Raw genomic sequence first — 21,847 nt, forward strand, 5'->3', positions numbered from 1 at the left:
GTCGTGTCGACTCGGCTGGCGCGGGCCGCGACACGGGAAAAGCTTAGCCTTTTTCCTTGCGGCATGCTGCGTGTTGCGAGCGCGGGGACCGCGTGCCATGGGAGCCTGACGGTTGGGGCGCGGGCTCCGCCGCCGACCGCTCAGCATGGAGGCTTGGCCCATTGGGTGTCGTTGTTCCCTTCGATGAGGCCCGTTCCGATCCGGAAGCGAGCCTGAACGATCTCGTCGCCCTGATGGCCAAGGGCATGGAGCGCGTCAACGCGACGATCCTGTCCCGCACCGGCTCCGACGTGGCGATGATCCCGGAGGTGGCCAACCACCTGATCGCGTCGGGCGGCAAGCGCCTGCGGCCGATCCTCACCCTGGCGACCGCCGACCTGTGCGGCTACGGCCACGGCGAAGGTGCGGTTAAGCTCGCGGCCAGCGTCGAGTTCATGCACACGGCCACCCTCCTGCACGACGACGTGGTCGACGAGAGCGACATGCGCCGTGGCCGGGTGGCGGCGCGGATCAAGTGGGGCAACGAGGCCAGCGTGCTGGTCGGCGACTTCCTGCTCGGCCAGGCCTTTCGCATGATGGTGGAGGTCGGGAGCTTACGAGCGCTGGATATCCTCTCGGCCGCCGCCACGGTGATCGCCGAGGGCGAGGTGATGCAGCTCACCGCCGCCAAGAACACCGAGACCAGCGAGGACGAGTACCTCGCCGTCATCCGCGCCAAGACGGCCGAGCTGTTCGCCGCCGCCTGCGAAGTCGGACCGGTGCTGGCCGACCGCCCCCGGGCCGAGCAGGCCGCCTGCCGGTCCTACGGGATGAACCTGGGCATCGCGTTCCAGCTCGTGGACGACGCCCTCGATTACGGCGGCACCAGCGCCTCGTTGGGCAAGAACGTCGGCGACGATTTTCGAGAGGGCAAGATCACCCTGCCGGTCGTGCTCGCGTTCCGGCGCGGCAGTGACGAGGAGCGGGCGTTCTGGCGCCGGACCCTGGAGCAGGGGGCGCTGGCGGAGGGCGACCTCGATACCGCCTTGGCGATCCTGCATCGGCACCGGGCGCTGGACGACACCATCGAGCGCGCCCGCCACTACGGCGCCATGGCCCGCGATGCCCTCGCATTGTTCCCGAACGGCCCGATGAAGGCGGCGCTCCTCCAGGTCGTGGATTTCTGCATCGCGCGGGCGCACTGAGCCGGGCGGCCGGCGGCATCGCACGACTGCGCAGGTCCGCCCGCGCCGGATTTCCCGTCAGGCCGCGGACGCCCTCAGCGCGCCGGCCTTCAACTGACGCTGGGCCTCGGCCGCTCCGTCGAGCACGACCTTGCCGCTCTCGTCCGACCATTCGGCCAGGAGGACATCGGTGGCGGACTTGCCCATGGGCGCTCCGAACAGGAAGCCCTGGCCGTAGGTGCAGCCCTGGTCTGCGAGCCAGTCGACGCTCGACGCCGTCTCGATTCCCTCGGCCGTGGTCAGGAGGCCGAGGCTCGAGCCCAGCGCGATGATCGCATCGACGAGCTTGGCTCGTTCCGAACCCAGCGGGATCGAGGCGACGTAGCTGCGGTCGATCTTGAGCTTGTCGAACTGCAGCTCGCGCAGGTGATAGAGGCTCGAATAACCGGTTCCGAAATCGTCGAGCGCGATGCGCACGCCGAGGTTCTGCAGCGACTTGAGGGCGACGCGGGCGGCTTCCAGATCGTTGACGAGGGCCGTCTCGGTGATCTCGATCTCCAGGCGGCTGGGAGCGAAGCCGGTCTCGGTCAGGATCGCCAGCACGCGCTCGGGCATCTGCTTGTCCTGCAACTGCAGCGGCGAGATGTTGATGGCGAGCTGGAGGTGCTGCGGCCACGAGCGGGCATCGCGACAGGCCTGGCGCATCAGCGACCAGCACAGGTCGGCGATCATGCCGGTCTCTTCGGCGAGCGTGATGAAGTCGCTCGGGTTCATCAGGCCGTGCTCGGGATGACGCCAGCGCGCCAGGACCTCGAAGCCGATCAGCTCGCGGCCCGGCAGCGCCACCACCGGCTGGTAGAAGGGCTCGATCTCGCCGCGGGCGATGCCGGCGCGCAGGTCCTGTTCGAGAAGCGCGCGGATCTTGAGGGCGTGCCCCATCTCGAGCTGGAAGAACCGGTAGGTGCTGCGCCCGTCGCGCTTGCCCTGGTACATGGCGACGTCGGCCGCATGCAGCAGGGTCTCCGACGTGACGGTCTCGACGCTCGCCAGGGCGATGCCGATGGTGGCGCCGATCTCCAGGCGGCCTGCGCCCCACGGGATCGGCTGCGAAAGGCTGGTGATGATCTGCTGGGCGAGCCGGCTCACCGATTCGGTGTCGGCGCCGTAGTCGAACAGCAGCGCGAACTCGTCCCCACCGAGCCGCGCCGCGGTGTTGCCGGGGGGCAGGAGCCCGCGCAGCCGGTCGGCCACGGCGCAGAGCACGGCGTCGCCGGCGGCATGGCCATGGACGTCGTTGACGGGCTTGAAGCGGTCGAGGTCGATCTGGATGACGGCGATGCTCGGAATGCCCTCTGCGGAGGCGAGGCGGGCATCGAGGGTCTCCTTGAAGAGACGGCGGTTGGCCAGTCCGGTGAGGACGTCGTGGCGGGCCACCGACTCCGCCTGCGCCTGGGCGCCGTCCCGCGCCTCCATGACGCGACGCAGCTTGAACGACTTGCGCACGGCTGCCACCCCGATCCCGAGGGACATGCAGATGGCGAGCATCAGGAGATGTTCGAGCCCGTGCAGCGCCGTGAATTCGAGCAGGATCTTGAAGACCCCGAGCTGCGTACCGACGATCCAGACACAGACGCCGATCATCATCAGCGACAGGAGCTCCCGCGCTTCCCCCTCGGCCCACGAGGCAGATCGATCGTCGCTCATTCGTCGCTCCTGTTGCCCCAGTCTTAGGCAGCGGACTCTTTCGCGAGCGTAAACGAGGGCCGGCCCTTCCTTCATCGAATGCCGGAGGCACGTCGTACAGTCCGGCGGCGACGGATATCAGTCTCGATGGAGCGATAGTCCGGAGGACGCCAAGGATCCGACCGCCGTCAACGCAGTAACGCCGATATGATCCACCATTCCGGCTGCCGCGAGCGTATCCGCGCGGCGGCGCGAACCGCCGCGCGGCGATCGGCGAACACGCCGAAGACCGTCGCGCCGGAACCCGACATGCGCGCGAGCCGGCAGCCGGGCTCGTCGCGCAGGGCGCTGAGCGCGTCGCCGATGACCGGGGCCACGGTGAGGGCGGGCGCCTCCAGGTCGTTGCGGGCCGGTGCGAGGACGGCGAGAGTCGCATCCACGCCCGCATCAGCGACGAGGACGGGGTGAGGCGCACCCTCGTTGCGGGCCCCGACCGTGAGGCCGAGGGCACGGAACACCGGTGCCGTCGCCACCGGGACGCCGGGATTGATGAGGACCGCGGGGAGGGGGGCCAGGCGGAGGGCGTCGCTCACGGTCTCGCCGGCCCCGCGCATCATCCGGGCCGTCGGCTCGAGGCACACGGGAACGTCGGCACCGGTCCGTCCGGCGGCAAGCCGCACGGCGGGGTCGGTCACGGCCAGATCGTTGAGGCCGGCGAGCAGCCGCAACGCGGCGGCGGCGTCGGAGGAGCCGCCGCCGATGCCGGCGGCGACCGGCAGCCGCTTCACGAGGTGGAACGCCCCCCAGCGCAAGCCCGGAACGGCCTCGGCGAGATGACGGGCCGCCCGGATCACCAGGTTGTCGTCGAGGGGCCCCGCGGGCCCCGCGGTCGGGCCGGAGACGGTCAGCGCGAGCTCCGGGCCGGGATCGAGGCTCAGCGTATCGCCGGCCCCCGTGAAGGCGACCAGGCTCTCGAGCTCGTGATATCCGTCCCCCTCGCGGCGACCGAGGACGTGGAGGGTCAGATTGACCTTCGCCGGAGCACGGGTGACGAGACGGGACACGGGCACTCGGAGGATCGAGGACGGCGACGCCGCCGGGCGCCCGGCTATGGCCGGACGCCCGCGACGAGGTCAAGCCGGGCGGAGCTTCAGCCGCCGCTCTTCTTGTCGGCCGCTCCCGGAGGCTCGCTCGGAGCGGGAGCACCCTTGGGTAGCTCGGGGTTCACGGCCTCGGCCGGGGGATTCTCGGCGGTCGCCGCGGGCTTGTCGAGTTCGGGCAGGCCATCCTTGAGCTTGGCGTTGATCTTTTCGAGATCCTCCGGCTCCGGGTTCAGGTCCTTGGCGTGCTGCCACTGGAACTTGCCCTCGAGCCGGCGCCCGGCCCGCCAATAGGCATCGCCGAGGTGGTCGTTGATGGTGGGGTCGCCGGGCTTCAGCTCGATCGCCTTTTCCAGCTCGCGCACCGCGTCGTCCCAGCGGCCGAGGCGGAAGTAGGCCCAGCCGAGGCTGTCGATGATCATGCCGTCGCGCGGGCTGGCGTCGACCGCCTGCTTGAGCATGGTGAAGGCTTCGTCGATGTTCAGGTTCTGGTCGACCCAGGAATAGGCGAGGTAGTTGAGCACCTGCGCGCGGGCGCCGGGCTGGGAGGCCGGCACCAGTTCCAAAGCCTTCTTCAGGTCGGCCTCGGCCTTGGACCATTCCTTGGCCCGCTCGTAGGCGGTGCCGCGGAAGTAGAAAGTGGTCCAGTAGCTCGCCGCCGGCCGGTCGCCGATCAGTTCGATCGCCCGGCTGTAGGTGGCCGCGGCCTCCGCGTACTTCTTGCGCGACCGCTGGACGTTGCCGAGCGCGGTCACCGCGTCGATATCGGTGGGGTGCGCCTTCATGACCGCGTCGAGATGGGCCAGGGCCTCGTCGCCCTTGCCCATCTGTTCGAGGTTCAGGCCGACCTGGATGTCGGCATTGAGCCGCAGCGGCGAGGTCGCCGGGATCTGGGCATAGGCCTCGTTGGCCCGCTCGGTCTGCTTCATCCGGTCGAGAAGATCGGCCAGGGTCAGACGGGCCAGGGCGTGATCGGGAGCGAGGTAGAGGGCGAGGCGCAGGTAGACCACCGCCGGCAGTTCGTCGCCCTGGGTCGAGCCGGCCGAGCCGAGCCCGTAGAGCACCTCGGCGGCACCCTCCTGCGCGTTGGTGATCAGGCGGCCGAGGGGCTTGCCCGCCTTGAGGCGGTCGAGGGCGTCGCGCACGATGGGGTGGCGGGCCATCAGCTGGTCGAACTCGGTGTAGGCCTGGATCGCCAGGTCGGTGCGGCCGGCCTGCGCTTCGAAGCGGCCGTAGGCGTCGACGATCCGCAGGGTGTTGTGGTCGGCGTCGTAGGCGGCCTTGAGCCGGCGCTCGGCCTCGGCCTGGTCGCCGACCACGCTGGCGATCAGGCCGGCGTGGTAGTCGCGGAAGGTGTTGTAGTAGCGCTCGCCCTTGAGCTTGGACACGGTCTCCAGCGCCCGCCTGCCGTCGTTGGCGCCGGCGTAGGCCCAGGCCGACAGGAGCGTGCCGGTGAGGTCGGCCGCGGCACCGCGACCGCTGCGGGCGAAGTTCTGGCGGGCCTGGGCGAACTGGCCGGCCTTGATTTGGCGGACGCCGAGCGCGAGCTGGGCGAGCCCGTTCGATCCGTCGCGGGCGGTCAGGCGCTCGGCCGTGCGGAAGGCGTCGGGCAGAGCGCCGTCGGCAAGCAGCGAGATGAAGGCGCGTTCCTGCAGTTCGGAATTGCGCGGGTCGGCCTTCAGCGCCTCGCGGTAGAAGGTGGCGGCTGCCGCCGTGTCGCGGGAGGCCCCCGCGATGTAGGCCGAGAGGAAGTTGCCTTCGAGGGATTCCGCCGGCTCGAAACTCGAGATCGGCGCCGATTCCCGTGGCTGCATCGCCAGGGCCGGCGCGCCGACCACGGCGACCGATGCGAGGAGCGAGAGGACGGACAGGGTCCGGCGAGCAGCGCGTGCGGTCATCGGTCTTCCGTTCATGGGCACCGGTCACGGTTAGCGGCGCCGGCCCTGAGGGACCGGCGGGGAATGGCGGCGGAGACTGGACTCTTCCCGCCAGGGCCGCAAGGCCATCTTCCGGCCAGAGCGGCACCGTCTTCCCGCCAGCACGGCGAGGCGAAAGGATGGCGCGCGAGAAGGCGCCACCGCCCACCATCACATGTTGGGGTAGTTCGGCCCGCCCGGCCCCTCGGGCGTGACCCAGTTGATGTTCTGGTTGGGGTCCTTGATGTCGCAGGTCTTGCAGTGGACGCAGTTCTGGGCGTTGATCTGGTAGCGCACGCCCTGCGAGGCCGCGGCCTCCGCCACCCATTCGTAGACCCCGGCCGGGCAGTAGCGCGCCGAGGGACCGCCGTAGACGTCGTGCTCCGAACTCTTCTGGAGGCCGATGTCGCCGATGGTGAGGTGGGGCGGCTGGTCCTCCTCGTGGTTGGTGTTCGAGAGGTAGACCGAGGACAGCCGGTCGAAGGTCAGCACGCCGTCGGGCTTCGGGTAGACGATCGGCGTCACCTCGGCGATCGGCCTGGTGCAGGCGTGGTCGGGCTTGCCGTGCGCCAGGGTGCCGAAGGGCGAAGCCCCGAAGATCGTGTTGGCCCACATGTCGAGGCCGCCGAGGCCGACGCCGACGAGGGTGCCGTAGCGCGACCACAGCGGCTTGACGTTGCGCACCGGCTTCAGGTCGCGGCCGATGTCGCTGTCGCGCCAGCCGGTGTCGTAGTCGGTGAGCTCGTCGCCCCGGCGGCCTGCGGCCAGCGCCGCGGCGATGGCCGTCGCCGCCTGCATCCCCGAGAGCACGGCGTTGTGCGAGCCCTTGATGCGGGGCACGTTCACGAAGCCGGCGGAATCGCCCACCAGGCAGCCGCCCGGGAACACGAGCTTGGGCACCGACTGCCAGCCGCCCTCCATGATGGCGCGGGCCCCGTAGCCGATGCGCTTGGCGCCCTCGAACACCTCGCGGATCATCGGGTGGGTCTTGAAGCGCTGGAACTCCTCGAACGGCGACAGGGTCGGGTTCTCGTAGTTCAGGTGCGTGACGAAGCCCACGGAGAGCAGGTGGTCGTCGAAATGGTAGAGCCAGGAGCCGCCGCCGGCCTTGTTGGGCAACGGCCAACCCATGGTGTGCTGGACGAGGCCGGGCTGGAATGTGTCGGGGCTGAGCTGCCAGAGCTCCTTCACGCCCAGACCGTATTTCGGGTGGTCGCTTTGGGCGGCGAGGTCGAACCGGGCGATCAGCGACTTGGTGAGCGAACCGCGCGCGCCCTCGCCGAAGACCGTGTACTTGCCGCGCAGCTCCATGCCGCGGGTGTAGTCGTCGCGCGGCTCGCCGGACTTGCCGATGCCGAGGTCGCCGGTGGCGATGCCCACCACCGCCCCGCGGTCGTCGAACAGCACCTCTGACGCCGGGAAGCCCGGATAGACCTCGACGCCGAGGGCCTCGGCCTTGGCGCCGAGGTACTTCGTGACGTTGGAGAGCGAGCCGACGAAGTTGCCGTGGTTGCTCATGAACTTGGGAAAGAACAGGTTCGGCATCGTCACGCCGCTGTTCTTGGTGAGCATCATGAACTCGTCGCGCTCGACGGCGGTCTTGAGCGGCCGCTCGGGATCGTCGCGCCACTCCGGCATCAGCCGGTCGAGGCCGAGCGGATCCACGACGGCGCCCGACAGGATGTGCGCCCCGACTTCCGAGCCCTTCTCGACGACGACGATGCTGATCTCGTTCCCGGTCTCGGCGGAGAGCTGCTTGAGGCGAATGGCGGCGGCGAGCCCGGCCGGCCCCGCGCCCACGATCACCACGTCGAAATCCATCCCCTCGCGTTCCGGCAGCGCCATTCCCGATGTTCCTTGCCCAATGGTCTCTTGGTCGCGACGCTCGGGACCGTTGCGGCCACCGCGCCCTTCGTCACTCACTCTCAACCCATTCCAGGGTGCAATGGCAAGTCGGTCGTCGCCTTCTCAACCGTCGCAGGAGTGGCGTACAAAAGACCAGTCTACGGCGCCCGGCTCACGGTCCGGCGGTTGTCCACAGCCGCTGTGGGCGCCAGATAGGATGCCATGACCGAGGCCCATGACGAACGGCGCGACCTGACCGCCTGTCTCGACTTCTACACCGAGGCGGGGGTCGATCTGGCCCTCGACGAGCGTCCGCACGACCGTTTCGCCGAAGTCGATCCGATCCCCGCGCCGCGCCTCGAGCGGAGGGAGGTCGAGCGGCCCGCCCCGCAAAGGCAGCCGCTGCCCGACCGGGGGACGCCGGTCGATCCGCCACGGCAGCAGACGTTCGGCCGGTCGGCATCCGCCATGCCCGAGGCGGCGGCCGGCGATGCGCGGGCGAAGGCCAAGGATTGCGCGACGCTGGCCGACCTCGAAGCCCTGCTCGCCACCTTCGACGGATGCCCGCTGAAATTCACAGCCAAGAACCTCGTCTTCGCCGACGGCAACCCCGCCGCGAAGCTGATGTTCGTCGGCGAGGCGCCCGGCGCCGACGAGGACCGGATCGGCAAGCCGTTCATGGGCCGCTCGGGCCAGCTCCTCGACCGGATGATGGCGGCGATCGGCCTCGATCGGACCCGCGCCTACGTCACCAACATCGTGCCGTGGCGGCCGCCGGGGAACCGCAACCCGACACCGCAGGAGGTGGCGATCTGCCGGCCCTTCATCGAGCGTCAGATCGAGCTGGCCGATCCCGACCTGATCGTCTGCCTCGGCAGCCCGGCCACGCAGGCGTTGACGGGGACGAAGGACGGCATCCTCAAGGCGCGTGGCCGCTTCTATCCCTACCGGGTGGGCCAGCGCGAGATCCGCGCCCTGGCGACCCTCCATCCGGCCTATCTGCTGCGCCAGCCGCTGCAGAAGCGGCTCGCGTGGCGCGACTTCCGCCTGCTGCGCAACGCCCTCGACGGCAAGGCCTGAGCCCGCTAGGGCGAGGGCCGACGGAACCGTCACGCTCGCGCGGGAATTACTCCGTGCGACGCCGGCCCTACCAGACGTCCGGACACAGGTGGTAGCCTCGACATGCGCTGGGAAGATTTTCGCTCGTCGGACAACGTCGAGGACCGCCGCGGCGAGGGTGGCGGCGGCGGCTTTCCGGGCGGCGGTGCCGGCGGGCTCGGCATCGGCGCCATCGTCATCCTGTGCATCATCGGCTGGGTCACCGGCATCAACCCCGCCGTCCTGATCGGCGGCGCCGAGCAGATGATGGGCGGCGGCGCGCCGCGTCAGGAACAGGTCGACCCTCAGACCCAGGCCAGGCGCGGCACCAAGCCCGCCGACGATGCCGGGCGCTTCGCCGCCGCCATCCTGGGCAATACCGAGGACGTCTGGAAGGAGATCCTGCCCAACCAGACCGGCAAGCAATACCGGCCGACCGGGATGGTGCTCTACACCGGCGGCACCCGCAGCGGCTGCGGTTCGGCCAAGGCGGCGATGGGCCCGTTCTACTGTCCGCTGGACAAGAAGGTCTATCTCGACACGACCTTCTTCAAGGAGATGGAGACGAAGTTCGGCGTGAAGGGCGATTTCGCCTACGCCTACGTCATCGCCCACGAGGTCGGTCACCACATCCAGGGCGAGCTCGGCATCCTCGGCAAGGTCCAGTCCCGCCAGCAGGCGGCGGGTCAGGTCGAGAGCAACAAGCTGTCGGTTCGCGTCGAGCTGATGGCCGATTGCCTCGCCGGCGTCTGGGCCAAGAACTCGAACGACCGCTTCAATTCGCTCGAGCCCGGCGACATCGAAGAGGCGATGCAGGCGGCCAGCGCCATCGGCGACGACAAGCTGCAGAAGCAGTCGCAGGGTTACGCCGTGCCCGATTCCTTCACGCACGGCTCGTCGGCGCAGCGGATGCGGTGGTTCATGACCGGCTACAAGAGCGGCCAGACCCGCTCCTGCGACACCTTCCGCGCCGCCGCGAACTGAGAACGCGATCCGGCGGGGGAGATCCGCCGGCGGCGGTCCATTCCATTGCGGCCGTCATGCCGGTCCGGCACGGCCTTTCATCCTTCGAGGACACCGTCCCATGGTCGCCTCCGACAAGACCCGCACCTTCGTTCCCCTGGCCATCGCCGTGCTCACCGTCTCGGACACGCGGACGGCCGAGGACGACCGCTCCGGCGATCTCCTCACGGAGCGACTGACCGCGGCCGGTCATCGCCTCGCCGCCCGCGGGATCGTCCCCGACGAGGTCCCGGCGATCCGGGCGCGGGTCGAGGAATGGGTGCGGGACCCGGGCATCGACGCGGTTCTCACCACCGGCGGTACCGGCTTCACCGGCCGTGACGTCACCCCGGAAGCCCTCGAGCCCCTGTTCGAGAAACGGATGGACGGCTTCTCGGCGGTGTTCCACCGCATCTCCTACGACAAGATCGGAACCTCGACACTCCAGTCGCGCGCCACCGCCGGTGTCGCCGGAGCCACCTACATCTTCGTACTGCCGGGCTCGCCCGGCGCCTGCCGGGACGCCTGGGACGGCATCCTGGCCGCCCAACTCGACTACCGGCATCGCCCCTGCAACTTCGTCGAGATCATGCCGCGCCTCGACGAACATCTGCGCCGGGGGGCCACCGTCAGCGTCTGACCCCGCTCAGGGCCGATCGATCCGAGCGGAGAGCCGGCGTGGACGCAGGCGCGGCGAGAAGGTGGGCTCGGCGAGCAGACGGTCGCGTCGGACGAGATCGCCCGGGCGCGGCCGGCTGACGCCGACCACAGCCTCACCGCGGGCGGCCAGGCGGATCGGAAGCCGGGTGTGAGGTCGCCGCAGCCTGCCCAGAGCGACGTCGGGCCGGGCCATGCCGATGAACCGGTCGAGGGTGCGGATCCAGCCTTCCGCGAGGACGTCGCCGGCCTCCAGGCACAGCACCCACTCGCGCCGCGCTATCCTGGCACCCGCCGTCCAGGGGCTTGCGCCGCGGGTGCGCACCACCAGGGTGGCCCCTGTGGCCTCCGCCACGGCCTCGATGGCCTCGGTGGAGGTCGGCACGACGATCACCGCATCACCCACGAGCCCGGCCGCCACGCCCGCCACGAGGGCGGCCAGCGAATCCGCGAGGCGATCGACGGCAAGCGCATCACCGGGTCTGGCGACATGGATCAAGCCTGAAATCATGCGCGCCCATACCGCATTTTGGCGGGTCGCCAAGCGGTCGCTCCACGCCAGGCACATCGGAATCGGGGTTGTCGCGACCATTCGCGAGAATTGCCCGAAATCCGTGCAGAATCGCCGATCTGACGTTCTTGCTATGTTCTCTGTGTCGGCCGATGCTCGATCACCGGACTGCGGAGGACGACCATGCGCGAGGACGGCAAGATCGATTATCTGGAACTGCCCGGCGGGACGCTCGGACCCGTGAAGGCGTTCTACGCGCAAGCGTTCGGGTGGACCTTCGTCGACTACGGACCCGCCTATTGCGCCTTTGACGAGGGGCTGGAGGGTGGCTTCGATGGCGATCCGCAGAAGGGGACCCGCGTGCCGCTCGCCGTCCTCTATGCGACGGATCTCGAAGCCATGCTGGTGCGGGTCGAGGCGGCCGGCGGCCTCGTCGTGAGGCCGATCTTCGCCTTTCCGGGTGGGCGGCGGTTCCATTTCCGCGATCCGGCCGGAACCGAGCTCGCGGTCTGGTCGGAGCGATGACGGCGGCGGCGCGTACGTTCAAGGGGCGCGGCGCCACGGTCAATCCGGACGGACGCTACGAGGCGGCCCGGCACGAGGCCTTCGACGACGGCTGGGGTGGCGACGAGGCCCCGTCCGCCCCGCGCGCCGAAGTCCTGCGCGCCGAAGTCCTGCGTACCGAGGTCCTGCCGGAGGCCGCGCGCAGCATCATCACCCGCAACACCTCGCCCGACATCGCCTTCGACCGGTCGATCAACCCCTATCGTGGCTGCGAGCACGGTTGCGTCTACTGCTTCGCGCGGCCCAACCACGCCTACGTCGGCCTCTCGCCGGGGCTCGACTTCGAGACGCGGCTGTTCACCAAGCCGGATGCGGCCCGGCTGCTGGAGCGCGAGCTCGCGGCCCCCGGCTACCGCCCGGCCACCATCGCGCTGGGAACCGCCACCGACCCCTACCAGCCGATCGAAAGGACGCACCGCCTGACCCGGCAGGTGCTGGAGGTGCTGGCGCGCGCCCGGCATCCCGTGGGTATCGTCACGAAATCGAATCTCGTCACCCGCGACATCGACATCCTGTCGGACATGGCCGAGATGGGCCTCGTGAAGGTGGCGATGTCGGTGACGACCCTCGATCCGGCCCTGGCCCGCCGGATGGAGCCGCGCGCACCGCATCCGGAACGGCGCCTCGACGCGATCCGGCAACTGACGGCGGCGGGTATTCCGGTTCTCGTCATGGTGGCGCCGATCATCCCCTCGCTCAACGACCACGACATCGAGGCGATCCTGGCGCGGGCGCGGGACTGCGGCGCGATGGAAGCCCGTCACGTCCTGCTGCGCCTGCCGCTCGAACTCGACGACCTCGTCGGCGACTGGTTGAGTGCGCATTACCCCGGCAAGAAGCGGCACGTGATGTCCCAGGTCCGCCAGGCGCGCGGCGGCAAGGCCTACGACGCCGCCTTCGGCCGGCGCATGACCGGTGCCGGTCCCTATGCCGAGCTGATCGCGGAGCGGATGCGGCTCGCGCGAAAACGCTTGGGCTACCGCGAGACCCGCGTCCCGCTGCGGACCGACCTGTTCGTCAGACCCTCCCGCGACGGCGCCCAGCTCAGCCTGCTGTGACACCGGGGAGCTGAGCGTAGCGGCGGGTGAAACTGATGCGGTGGTGTGGGGTGCGCCCGAGGCTGGCGAGGCCCGCCAGATGGGTGCGGGTGCCGTAGCCGACGTTGCTGTCCCAGCCATAGGACGGGTAGCGGACGGCCAGGGCCCGCATCAGGGCGTCGCGCACCGTCTTGGCCAGGATGGAGGCGGCGGCGATCTGGGGCACCAGCCGGTCGCCTCCGACGATCGCCGTGCAGGGCCGGTCGAGCCCCGGGATGGGATCGCGGCCGTCCACCATCACGGGGCCGTCGAGGCCGAGACCGACGACGGCGCGGCGCATGGCGTCGAGCGTGGCGGCGCGCACGTTGATCCGTTCGACGAGGGCGCGGGAGCCGGCGGCCAGCGCGATACGCGCGCAGGCCCGGATCTCCGGCGCCAGCGCCTCGCGGGTCGCGCGGTCGAGGCGCTTGCTGTCGTCCAGGCGTCCCAGCACCGACGGCGGGATCGCGGCGGGATCGAACCAGACCGCCGCCACCACCACCGGCCCGCACAGGGCCCCGCGCCCGACCTCGTCGCAGCCGACGACGGCGGGATAGCGGCCGGGCGACGCGGGATCGAAGGGAGGCATGAGAACCGTCGCGCGAAGAACGAGCCCCGGGGCCGAACCGCTCGTCCGGCAGGGACAGGGATCGTCTAACGGGGCTCGACCGAACCGACAACGGCGGGCGCGACGCGCTCGCGCCGTCGCGCGGGCAGCCCGTGGGCGCGCTCGATGTTGCCGAAGAACTGCCGCGCGCTCTCGGTCCAGGTGTAGCGCAAGGCCTCCGTCCGGCAGGTCTTGCGCGGGATGTCGAGGGCCGCCAGGGCCGCCTTGCGCAGATCCGCGTCGAGCACGCCGGCGTCGGTGCCGCCGATCACGTCGAGGGGGCCGGTGACCGGGTAGGCGGCCACGGGCACGCCGGAGGCCAGAGCCTCCAGGAGCACGATGCCGAAGGTGTCGGTGAGGCTCGGGAACACGAAGACATCGGCGGCGGCGTAGACCGCGGCGAGGCCGGCGCCGGTCCGCATCCCGAGGAAGCGGGCGGCCGGGTAGAGCGAGGCCAGCCTGGCGCGGTCCGGACCGTCGCCGACCACGACCTTGCTGCCAGGCAGATCGAGGTCGAGGAAGGCCGCGATGTTCTTCTCGACGGCGACACGGCCCACGAAGAGGAAGACGGGGCGCGGCAGGCCGGCCAGCGCGTCGCTCTCCTGAGGCCGGAACAGGTCAGTGTCGACACCGCGCGTCCAGCGCATCAGGCGCGTGAAGCCCCGCGCGGAGAGATCCTGCTCCAGGGACGGCGTGCTGACCATGGTGCCATTGGCGGCATCGTGGAAACGTCGCAGCCAGGCATAGCTCCAGGCTTCCGGCACCGGCAGTCGGGCGGAGAGGTATTCGGGAAAGCGGGTGTGGTAGCTCGTCGTGAAGGGCCGCCCCTGCGCCAGGCAGAGGCGGCGCGTGGCGTAGCCCACCGTCCCCTCGGTGGCGATGTGGACATGGGTCGGCGCGAACTGCGACCACAGCCGGGCGACCTTCGTGCGGGTCGCATAGGCGAGCCTGATCTCGGGGTAGCCGGGCAGCGGCAGGGACGCGAAGTTCTCGTGGGTGAGGAAGATCGTCTCGAAGCCGAAGGCGTGTCCCGCCGCGGCCATGTGCTCGAGGGAGCGCACGACGCCGTTGACCTGGGGGTGCCAGGCATCGGTGGCGATGAGCAGCCTCACGCGACGGCCCGCGCCCCGCCCCTGTCGACCGCGATGGTCACCGCGGAGGCGGCCTCGCGGGCGCGCAGGACGCTGGGATAATGCAGCACCTCCATGGTGCCGTCGTAATGCTCGACGATGGCCGTGCAGGATTCCACCCAGTCGCCGGTGTTGAGGTAGGTCAGCCCGTCGATCTGCCGGTTGGCGGCGTGGTGGATATGGCCGCAGATGACCCCGTCCGCCCCGACGCGCTTGGCTTCCGCCGCGAGCAGCTCCTCGAACTTGCCGATGAAGTTGACGGCGTTCTTCACCCTCAGCTTGGCCCAGGCCGAGAGCGACCAATAGGCCAGACCGAGGCGGCGGCGCACGGTGTTGAGGTGCGTGTTGATGAAGAGCGCCGCCGTGTAGGCGCCATCGCCGAGGTAGGCGAGCCACTTGGCGTGGCGCACCACCATGTCGAACTGGTCGCCGTGGATGACGAGGTAGCGTTTGCCGTCGGCGGCCACATGCACGCGCTGGTCGGCGACCTCGATGCCGCCGAAGTGCGCGCCGAGGTAGTCGCGCAGGAACTCGTCGTGGTTGCCGGGCACGTAGATCAGGCTCGTGCCCTTGCGGACCTTGCGCAGCAGCTTCTGCACCACGTCGTTGTGGCTCTGGGGCCAGTACCAGCCCGACTTCAGTTGCCATCCGTCGACGATGTCGCCGACGAGGTAGATCTCGTCGGCATCGTAGTCGCGCAGGAAGTCGAGCAGCAGGGCGGCCTGGCAGCCCTTGGTGCCCAGGTGCATGTCGGACAGGAAGAGCGTCCGGACACGGATCGCCTTCTCGTTGTCTTCGCTCACGGGGATCTCCGGGCAGACGCGTCGTGCCGGAGCCAAACCGGATTCCCGTATCAGTTTGATGACGCGGCCCCACGCGGCGGCCCGAGCGCGCCCCGGGAAACCGGTCGTCGGCGGCCGCGTGCGGGCCCTCTGTTGCAGCGCAATTTTTTGAGTCGCGTGGACAAGTTTTTTCAGTTTTCCTTCACAGCGGAAGCTCGCCATATTGCCGGCGCGACAGGGGCGGCGCGAGCCGTCCCTTGCGCGCGGCCATCTCACGCCGGGTCGGCGTTTCGGGACGGAGCGGACGGAACCGGTGGACGGCGTTCTACGAACGCGACACCCGTACGACGCTCTGGACTACAGGGATGGGCGCGCCGGGTCGTCACGACCCGTCGGCAGACAATCATCGTTCGAGGCGCCGCCACATCGCGGTCGCGAGACGCACTGGGAACCGGAGACAATCATCATGGCGCCAACGAAACGGCCTGGTCGCAACCACCTCTTCGTGCCGGGCCCGACCAACATCCCCGACCGCGTGATGCGGGCGATGATCGTCCCCTCCGAGGATCACCGCTCGGTGGATTTCCCGGCGCTGACCAAGCCCCTGTTCGAGGACACCAAGATGGTGTTCGGTTCGACCGACGGCACCATCTTCCTGTTCCCGGCCTCCGGCACGGGCATCTGGGAATCCGCGCTCACCAACACCCTGTCGCGCGGCGACAAGGTGCTGACCTCGCGCTTCGGCCAGTTCAGCCATCTCTGGGTCGACATGGCCGAGCGCCTCGGCCTCGAGGTCATCGTCCAGGACGAGGAGTGGGGCACCGGCGCCGATCCTCAGCGGATCGAGGAGGCCCTGCGGGCCGACAAGAACCACGAGATCAAGGCCGTCATGACGGTCCACAACGAGACCGCCACCGGCGTCACCAGCGACATCGGTGCGGTGCGCAAGGCCATCGACGCGGCCGGCCACCCGGCGCTGCTGTTCGTGGACGGCGTGTCCTCGATCGGTTCGCTGCCGTTCTACGCCGACCAGTGGAAGGTCGATTGCGCCATCGCCGGCTCCCAGAAGGGCCTGATGCTGCCGGCCGGCCTCGGCGTGATCTGCGTCAGCCAGAAGGCGCTCAAGGCCGCCGAGACCTCCTCGGGCAAGAACGACCGTCTCGCGGCCGTCTACTTCGCCTGGTCCGACCACCAGAAGCAGAACCCGGGCGGCTACTTCCCCTACACCCCGTCGCTGCCGCTGCTCTACGGCCTGCGCGAGGCGCTGGCCTGCATCAAAGAGGAAGGCCTCGAGAACGTCTATCACCGCCATCACGTGCTCGGCGAGGCGACCCGCCAGGCCGTGGCGGCCTGGGGCCTCAAGACCTGCGCCAAGGAGCCCAAGTGGAACTCCGACACGGTGACGGCGATCCTCGCTCCCGAGGGTGTCGACGCCGCCGCGATCATCAAGCACGCCTACGTGCGCTACAACCTGGCGCTCGGCGCGGGCTTGAGCAAAGTGGCCGGCAAGGTGTTCCGCATCGGCCACGTCGGTGACCTGAACGAGCTCTCGTTGCTCGGCGCCATCGCCGGTGCCGAGATGTCGATGCTGGACAACGGCGTGAAGGTGCAGCCGGGCTCCGGCGTCGCCGCCGCCTCGAGCTACCTGCGCGAGAACCCGCTGTTCAAGGCCTGATCCGACCCCTCCCGGGGCCGGTCTCGACGACCGGCCCCGGACCTTCGACAGACCACGCGTTCGCGTTCGGCCGTGCCTCGCGCGGGGACGTCACCGAGAGTTTCCATGACGCACAAAATCGTCTTCCTCGACCGTGAGTCCCTCGACGCCACCGTGCGCGAATTCAATTTCCCGCACGCGTACAAGGAATACGAGTCGACCTGGACACCCGACGAGATCGTCGAGCGGCTTCAGGGCGCGTCGATCGCGCTGATCAACAAGGTTCCGATGCGGGCCGACACCCTGGCGAGGCTGCCGGACCTCAAGCTGATCGCTGTGGCCGCCACCGGCACCGACGTCGTCGACAAGGCCGCCGCCAAGGAGCGCGGCATCACCGTCGTCAACATCCGAAACTACGCCTTCAACACCGTGCCCGAGCACGTGATCGGACTGATGTTCGCCCTGCGCCGGGCCATCGTGCCCTACGCGAACTCCGTGCGCCGGGGCGATTGGGCCAAGTCCACCCAGTTCTGCTATTTCGACTACCCGATCCACGACATCGCAGGTTCGACCCTGGGTATCGTCGGCTACGGGGCGCTCGGCAAGTCCATCGCCAAGCGCGCCGAAGCCCTCGGCATGAAGGTCATCGCCTACGACGTGTTCCCGCAGGAAGGCCTCGTCGACTTAGAGACGATCCTGACGGAATCGGACGTCATCACCCTGCACGCGCCGCTGACGCCCGAGACCCGCAACATGATCGGGCGCGAGCAGCTGGCGAAGATGAAGAAGAGCGCCATCCTCATCAACACCGCCCGCGGCGGCCTCGTGGACGAGGAGGCCCTGGCCGAGGCGCTCAAGGCCGGCACCATCGGCGGCGCCGGCTTCGACGTGGTGATGACCGAGCCCCCGAAGAACGGCAACATCCTGTGCGAGCTCGACCTGCCCAACCTCATCGTCACGCCGCATGTGGCCTGGGCGAGCAAGCAGGCCATGCAGATCCTGGCCGACCAGCTGGTGGACAACGTCGAGGCCTTCGTGGCGGGCAAGCCTCAGAACGTGGTCGAGTCTTGAAGGGAGGCGGTACGATCGCGCCACCTGTCGGTCCTGGGCTGCGGAGCAGACCCCGGAACCCATAACCGTCGACGCGGCAGGATGGAGCACCCTCGGCGGCTTCGGAGTCCCGGTTCGCCCGTGCGGCGCCCCGGAACGACGACGCACCGACGCGCCCACGCCGACGTCCCGTAACGCCCAGTCGAAACGCCGACCGCTCAGCGATGCGGCCAGAGGATCCGAAGACATGACCAAGAAACTGCTGTTCCTGTTCGATACCGACGCGGTGCCCAGCGTGTTCGACACCGTTGTCGGCTACGACGGCGGCGCCGATCACATCACCGGCTACGGCAACGTCACGCCCGAGAACGTCGGCGCGCTGGTGGACGGCACGATCTACACCCGCGGCGGTTCCGAGAAGAAGTCCACCGCGATCTTCGTCGGCGGCGGCAACATGGCCGCCGGCGAGGCGGTGCTGAAGGCGGTCAAGAAGCGGTTCTTCGGGCCCTTCCGCGTCTCGACGATGCTCGATTCCAACGGCTCCAACACCACGGCCGCCGCCGGCGTCGCGCTGGTGCAGAAGGCCGCCGGTTCGCTCCAGGGCAAGAAGGCCGTGGTGCTGGCCGGGACAGGCCCCGTCGGCATGCGCTCGGCCGCGCTGCTCGCCCAGGAAGGCGCCAGCGTGGTCCTGTGCGGGCGCTCGCTCGACAAGGCCCAGGCCGCCGCCGACCAGATCAACCAGCGCTTCAAGGTCGCGATCTCGGCGGCCGCGACGCCCGACGCCGCCTCCCGCGCCGCCATCGTGAAGGGCCAGAACCTGGTGTTCTCCGCCGGCGCCATCGGCATCGAGCTCCTCTCGGAAGCCGATTGGAAGGAAGAGGCCAGCATCGAGTTCATCGCCGACTACAACGCCCAGCCCCCGCTCGGCTTCGGCGGGATCGACGCGATGGACAAGGCCAAGGAGCGCCACGGCAAGATCGTGTTCGGTGCGCTCGGCATCGGCGGCCTGAAGCTCAAGCTCCACCGCGCCTGCGTCGGCAAGCTCTTCGAGAGCACCGAGACGGTGTTCGACGCCGAGGAGATCTACGCCCTCGCCAAGTCGATGGCCTGAACCATGGCCGCCACCGAAACCATCCAGAACTTCCTCGACGGTCTGGCGAGTTCGGCCCCGACCCCCGGTGGGGGTGGCGCCGCCGCCATCTCCGGCGCCATGGGCGCCGCACTCCTCAGCATGGTCTGCAACCTGACCATCGGGAAGAAGAAGTACGTGGAGGTCGAGGAGGAGCTGAAGGGCATCCTCGTCCAGTCCGAAGCGTTGCGGGCCAAGCTCACGGGCATGATCGCCGACGACGTCGAGGCGTTCGACGCGGTGATGGCGGCCTACGGGCTGCCCAAGGGCACCGACGAGGAGAAGGCCGCGCGCGCGGCCAAGATCCAGGAGGTGCTGAAGGTGGCCACCGACGTGCCGCTCGCCTGTTGCAAGGCCTGCCGCGAGGTCGTCGACCTCGCCCAGGCCGTAGCCGACAAGGGCAACCTCAACGTCATCTCGGATGCCGGGGTCGCCGTACTCTCGGCCTACGCCGGCCTGCGCAGCGCCGCGCTCAACGTCTACGTCAACGCCAAGGGCCTGGACGATCGCGGCTTCGCCGAACAGCGCCTGGCCGAACTCGAAGGTCTGCTCGGCGATGCGGGCGCGAAGAACGAAGCCATCTACGAGGTCGTGAAGACCAAGGTGAACTGAGCCGGTTCACTGTCCAAACTCAAGCATTCCGGCTGCTCTCAAGGCAGACTGAAAGAGAATGTAAAAAAATAAAAATGGCAAAGGCCTTTTCGTGAAGTCAAATTTACGAGAAGGTCCGCGCCAAGGGAAGCGTCGAGGAGTGAGCAGATGGATGTCCACGAATACCAGGCCAAGGAGCTTCTAGCCGGCTTCGGAGTCGCGGTTCCCAAGGGCGCCGTGGCGTTCAGCCCCGATCAGGCGGTCTATGCCGCCACCGAACTCGGCGGCTCGTTCTGGGCGGTGAAGGCCCAGATCCACGCCGGCGCCCGCGGCAAGGCCGGCGGGATCAAGCTGTGCCGGACCTACAACGAGGTCCGCGACGCCGCCAAGGACCTGCTCGGCAAGCGCCTGGTGACGCTGCAGACGGGGCCAGAGGGCAAGCCGGTCCAGCGCGTCTACATCGAGACCGCCGACCCGTTCGAGCGCGAACTCTACCTCGGCTACGTCCTCGACCGGAAGACCGAGCGGGTGCGCGTCATCGCCTCGCAGCGCGGCGGCATGGACATCGAGGAGATCGCGGCCAACGAGCCCGAGGCCCTGATCCAAGTGGTCGTCGAGCCGGCGGTGGGACTGCAGCAGTTCCAGGCCCGCGAGATCGCGTTCCAGCTCGGCCTGAACATCAAGCAGGTCTCGGCCGCCGTGAAGACGATCATGAACGCCTATCGGGCGTTCCGCGATTGCGACGGCACCATGCTCGAGATCAACCCCCTCGTCGTCACCAAGGACGACCGGGTGCTGGCCCTCGATGCCAAGATGTCGTTCGACGACAACGCCATGTTCCGCCGCAGCAACATCGCCGACATGCACGATCCCTCGCAGGGCGATCCGCGCGAGGCCCAGGCCGCCGAGCACAACCTCAGCTACATCGGCCTCGAGGGCGAGATCGGCTGCATCGTCAACGGCGCGGGCCTGGCCATGGCTACCATGGACATGATCAAGCACGCCGGCGGCGAGCCGGCCAACTTCCTCGACGTCGGCGGCGGTGCCTCGCCGGACCGGGTCGCGACGGCCTTCCGGCTCGTGCTGTCCGATCGCAACGTCAAGGCGATCCTCGTCAACATCTTCGCCGGCATCAATCGCTGCGACTGGGTCGCCCAGGGCGTGATCCAGGCGGCCAAGGAGGTGAAGATCGACGTTCCGCTGATCGTCCGCCTCGCCGGCACCAATGTCGAGGAGGGCCAGAAGATCCTGGCCGAGAGCGGTCTCGACCTCATCACCGCCGACAGCCTGTCGGATGCCGCCGCCAAGGCCGTCGCGGCCTGCGACGCCGCCAAGCGCAAGCATTAAGGTCGGGGAGAGCAGACCATGAGCATTCTGATCGACGAGAAGACCCCGATTATCGTCCAGGGCATCACCGGTGACAAGGGAACGTTCCACGCCCGCGAGATGGTGGAATACGGCTCCAACGTCGTCGGCGGCGTGACGCCGGGCAAGGGCGGAAAGACCCACCTCGGCCTGCCGGTGTTCAACACCGTCAAGGAGGCCGTGGCGGCCACCGGTGCCACCACCTCCATCACCTTCGTGGCCCCGCCCTTTGCGGCGGACGCGATCATGGAGGCGGCGGACGCCGGCCTGAAGCTGATCTGCTCGATCACCGACGGCATCCCGGCCCAGGACATGATGCGGGTGAAGCGCTACCTCATGCGCTATCCCAAGGACCGCCGCTCGATGGTGGTGGGCCCGAACTGCGCCGGCATCATCTCGCCCGGCAAGTCGATGCTGGGGATCATGCCCGGCCACATCTACCTCAAGGGCAACGTCGGCGTGATCTCGCGCTCGGGTACGCTGGGCTACGAGGCCGCCGCTCAGATGAAGGCGGTGGGCATCGGCATCACCACTTCGGTGGGCATCGGCGGAGACCCGATCAACGGCTCGTCGTTCCTCGACCACCTCGCCCTGTTCGAGCAGGACCCCGACACCAAGGCGGTGCTGATGATCGGCGAGATCGGCGGCCCGCAGGAGGCCGAGGCCTCGGCGTGGATCAAGGAGAACATGACGAAGCCCGTCATCGGCTTCGTCGCCGGCCTCACCGCCCCGAAGGGCCGCCGCATGGGCCACGCCGGCGCCATCATCTCGGCGACCGGCGACTCGGCCGCGGAAAAGGCCGAGATCATGCGCTCCTACGGCCTCACCGTCGCGCCGAGCCCCGGCGAATTCGGTTCGACCGTGGCGGACGTGATGAGAAAGCTCGCGGCCTGAGCCGAACCGTAGAACCCTTCCCCCTCTACG

General features: G+C 69.1%; 19 protein-coding genes and 1 pseudogene. 12 read left to right on the forward strand and 8 right to left on the reverse strand.

The annotated features are described in order from the left end of the window. Positions 1-161 precede the first annotated feature (161 nt). Entirely contained in the window at positions 162-1,184 is a 1,023-nt protein-coding gene (locus tag ASF39_RS13470; RefSeq protein WP_056284689.1) for a polyprenyl synthetase family protein, read from the forward strand. 57 nt (positions 1,185-1,241) lie between these two features. Here the strand turns inward: ASF39_RS13470 and ASF39_RS13475 are convergent, their stop codons facing one another. From ASF39_RS13475 to ASF39_RS13490, 4 genes are all read right to left on the reverse strand, one after another. Continuing rightward, positions 1,242-2,867, reverse strand: coding sequence for an EAL domain-containing protein (locus ASF39_RS13475; protein ID WP_055884276.1), 1,626 nt, complete (start codon positions 2,865-2,867; stop codon positions 1,242-1,244). 167 nt (positions 2,868-3,034) lie between these two features. After that, entirely contained in the window at positions 3,035-3,910 is an 876-nt protein-coding gene (locus ASF39_RS13480; protein WP_056285153.1) for a 4-(cytidine 5'-diphospho)-2-C-methyl-D-erythritol kinase, read from the reverse strand. 86 nt (positions 3,911-3,996) lie between these two features. Then, complete coding sequence (locus ASF39_RS13485; protein ID WP_055884273.1) at positions 3,997-5,844, reverse strand: tetratricopeptide repeat protein; 1,848 nt, start codon at positions 5,842-5,844, stop codon at positions 3,997-3,999. Positions 5,845-6,033: 189 nt separating this feature from the next. Continuing rightward, positions 6,034-7,707 (reverse strand): electron transfer flavoprotein-ubiquinone oxidoreductase, encoded by a 1,674-nt coding sequence (locus ASF39_RS13490; RefSeq protein WP_056284691.1) that lies wholly within the window; start codon positions 7,705-7,707, stop codon positions 6,034-6,036. 222 nt (positions 7,708-7,929) lie between these two features. On the opposite strand from ASF39_RS13490, the gene ASF39_RS13495 reads away from it, so the two are divergent. From ASF39_RS13495 to moaB, 3 genes are all read left to right on the forward strand, one after another. After that, complete coding sequence (locus tag ASF39_RS13495) at positions 7,930-8,787, forward strand: uracil-DNA glycosylase (RefSeq protein ID WP_055884265.1); 858 nt, start codon at positions 7,930-7,932, stop codon at positions 8,785-8,787. Positions 8,788-8,889: 102 nt separating this feature from the next. Next, the gene (locus tag ASF39_RS13500; protein WP_055884261.1) at positions 8,890-9,789 is read left to right on the forward strand and encodes a neutral zinc metallopeptidase; all 900 of its coding nucleotides are present in this window, start codon (positions 8,890-8,892) and stop codon (positions 9,787-9,789) included. 100 nt (positions 9,790-9,889) lie between these two features. Then, positions 9,890-10,447, forward strand: a complete 558-nt coding sequence (moaB, locus tag ASF39_RS13505) for a molybdenum cofactor biosynthesis protein B (RefSeq protein WP_056284695.1) — start codon at positions 9,890-9,892, stop codon at positions 10,445-10,447. Positions 10,448-10,453: 6 nt separating this feature from the next. Here the strand turns inward: moaB and ASF39_RS13510 are convergent, their stop codons facing one another. Then, positions 10,454-10,975, reverse strand: coding sequence for a hypothetical protein (locus ASF39_RS13510; protein ID WP_055884252.1), 522 nt, complete (start codon positions 10,973-10,975; stop codon positions 10,454-10,456). A gap of 183 nt (positions 10,976-11,158) precedes the next feature. Between ASF39_RS13510 and ASF39_RS13515 the strand changes: the two genes are divergently transcribed. Beyond that, positions 11,159-11,500, forward strand: coding sequence for a VOC family protein (locus ASF39_RS13515; RefSeq protein WP_056284698.1), 342 nt, complete (start codon positions 11,159-11,161; stop codon positions 11,498-11,500). Beyond that, positions 11,497-12,597 carry a PA0069 family radical SAM protein gene (locus ASF39_RS13520; protein WP_082494571.1) on the forward strand — a complete coding sequence of 367 codons (1,101 nt, stop codon included), beginning with the start codon at positions 11,497-11,499 and terminating at the stop codon, positions 12,595-12,597. The genes ASF39_RS13515 and ASF39_RS13520 overlap by 4 nt, the downstream gene beginning before the upstream one ends. On the opposite strand, the gene ASF39_RS13525 is transcribed toward ASF39_RS13520, so the two are convergent. The 3 genes from ASF39_RS13525 to ASF39_RS13535 all read right to left on the reverse strand — a co-directional run bounded on the left by ASF39_RS13525 (position 12,584) and on the right by ASF39_RS13535 (position 15,155). Further along, on the reverse strand, positions 12,584-13,204 hold the full coding sequence (locus tag ASF39_RS13525) for a ribonuclease HII (protein WP_056284703.1): 621 nt from the start codon (positions 13,202-13,204) through the stop codon (positions 12,584-12,586). The genes ASF39_RS13520 and ASF39_RS13525 overlap by 14 nt on opposite strands. A gap of 65 nt (positions 13,205-13,269) precedes the next feature. Then, on the reverse strand, positions 13,270-14,334 hold the full coding sequence (locus ASF39_RS13530) for a glycosyltransferase family 1 protein (RefSeq protein ID WP_056284705.1): 1,065 nt from the start codon (positions 14,332-14,334) through the stop codon (positions 13,270-13,272). Continuing rightward, on the reverse strand, positions 14,331-15,155 hold the full coding sequence (locus ASF39_RS13535) for a UDP-2,3-diacylglucosamine diphosphatase (protein ID WP_055884241.1): 825 nt from the start codon (positions 15,153-15,155) through the stop codon (positions 14,331-14,333). The genes ASF39_RS13530 and ASF39_RS13535 overlap by 4 nt, the downstream gene beginning before the upstream one ends. Before the next feature lie 445 nt (positions 15,156-15,600). Here ASF39_RS13535 and ASF39_RS13540 point away from each other — a divergent pair, with 445 nt between their 5' ends. The 6 genes and pseudogenes from ASF39_RS13540 (at position 15,601) to sucD (ending at position 21,817) form a co-directional block, all read left to right on the forward strand. Next, positions 15,601-16,809: an aminotransferase class V-fold PLP-dependent enzyme gene (locus ASF39_RS13540; RefSeq protein WP_055884238.1), complete on the forward strand. Its 1,209-nt coding sequence runs from the start codon at positions 15,601-15,603 to the stop codon at positions 16,807-16,809. 105 nt (positions 16,810-16,914) lie between these two features. After that, positions 16,915-17,859 (forward strand): D-2-hydroxyacid dehydrogenase, encoded by a 945-nt coding sequence (locus ASF39_RS13545; protein WP_055884236.1) that lies wholly within the window; start codon positions 16,915-16,917, stop codon positions 17,857-17,859. A 226-nt stretch (positions 17,860-18,085) separates the two neighbouring features. Then, a complete protein-coding gene (locus ASF39_RS13550) occupies positions 18,086-18,949 on the forward strand; it encodes an NADP-dependent methylenetetrahydromethanopterin/methylenetetrahydrofolate dehydrogenase (protein WP_056284708.1) in 864 nt (287 codons plus the stop codon). Between the two features lie 3 nt (positions 18,950-18,952). Continuing rightward, positions 18,953-19,579: a methenyltetrahydrofolate cyclohydrolase gene (gene fchA, locus ASF39_RS13555; RefSeq protein ID WP_055884231.1), complete on the forward strand. Its 627-nt coding sequence runs from the start codon at positions 18,953-18,955 to the stop codon at positions 19,577-19,579. A 144-nt stretch (positions 19,580-19,723) separates the two neighbouring features. Continuing rightward, positions 19,724-20,905 (forward strand): annotated as a pseudogene (locus ASF39_RS13560) (malate--CoA ligase subunit beta); the annotation flags it as partial. A gap of 18 nt (positions 20,906-20,923) precedes the next feature. Further along, the gene (sucD, locus tag ASF39_RS13565) at positions 20,924-21,817 is read left to right on the forward strand and encodes a succinate--CoA ligase subunit alpha (RefSeq protein WP_055884226.1); all 894 of its coding nucleotides are present in this window, start codon (positions 20,924-20,926) and stop codon (positions 21,815-21,817) included. Positions 21,818-21,847 lie beyond the last annotated feature (30 nt).

Origin of the sequence: Methylobacterium sp. Leaf108, from assembly GCF_001423265.1 — a bacterium.
Taxonomy (GTDB): Bacteria; Pseudomonadota; Alphaproteobacteria; order Rhizobiales; family Beijerinckiaceae; genus Methylobacterium.

Excerpts from the sequence above, each read along its gene's own strand:
- ASF39_RS13475 (WP_055884276.1), bottom strand. The coding sequence starts at position 2,867 with ATGAGCGACGATCGATCTGCCTCGTGGGCCGAGGGGGAAGCGCGGGAG.
- ASF39_RS13485 (WP_055884273.1), bottom strand. The coding sequence starts at position 5,844 with ATGACCGCACGCGCTGCTCGCCGGACCCTGTCCGTCCTCTCGCTCCTC.
- ASF39_RS13490 (WP_056284691.1), bottom strand. The coding sequence starts at position 7,707 with ATGGCGCTGCCGGAACGCGAGGGGATGGATTTCGACGTGGTGATCGTG.
- ASF39_RS13495 (WP_055884265.1), top strand. The coding sequence starts at position 7,930 with ATGACCGAGGCCCATGACGAACGGCGCGACCTGACCGCCTGTCTCGAC.
- ASF39_RS13500 (WP_055884261.1), top strand. The coding sequence starts at position 8,890 with ATGCGCTGGGAAGATTTTCGCTCGTCGGACAACGTCGAGGACCGCCGC.
- moaB (WP_056284695.1), top strand. The coding sequence starts at position 9,890 with ATGGTCGCCTCCGACAAGACCCGCACCTTCGTTCCCCTGGCCATCGCC.
- ASF39_RS13510 (WP_055884252.1), bottom strand. The coding sequence starts at position 10,975 with ATGATTTCAGGCTTGATCCATGTCGCCAGACCCGGTGATGCGCTTGCC.
- ASF39_RS13515 (WP_056284698.1), top strand. The coding sequence starts at position 11,159 with ATGCGCGAGGACGGCAAGATCGATTATCTGGAACTGCCCGGCGGGACG.
- ASF39_RS13520 (WP_082494571.1), top strand. The coding sequence starts at position 11,497 with ATGACGGCGGCGGCGCGTACGTTCAAGGGGCGCGGCGCCACGGTCAAT.
- ASF39_RS13525 (WP_056284703.1), bottom strand. The coding sequence starts at position 13,204 with ATGCCTCCCTTCGATCCCGCGTCGCCCGGCCGCTATCCCGCCGTCGTC.
- ASF39_RS13540 (WP_055884238.1), top strand. The coding sequence starts at position 15,601 with ATGGCGCCAACGAAACGGCCTGGTCGCAACCACCTCTTCGTGCCGGGC.
- ASF39_RS13545 (WP_055884236.1), top strand. The coding sequence starts at position 16,915 with ATGACGCACAAAATCGTCTTCCTCGACCGTGAGTCCCTCGACGCCACC.
- ASF39_RS13550 (WP_056284708.1), top strand. The coding sequence starts at position 18,086 with ATGACCAAGAAACTGCTGTTCCTGTTCGATACCGACGCGGTGCCCAGC.
- fchA (WP_055884231.1), top strand. The coding sequence starts at position 18,953 with ATGGCCGCCACCGAAACCATCCAGAACTTCCTCGACGGTCTGGCGAGT.
- sucD (WP_055884226.1), top strand. The coding sequence starts at position 20,924 with ATGAGCATTCTGATCGACGAGAAGACCCCGATTATCGTCCAGGGCATC.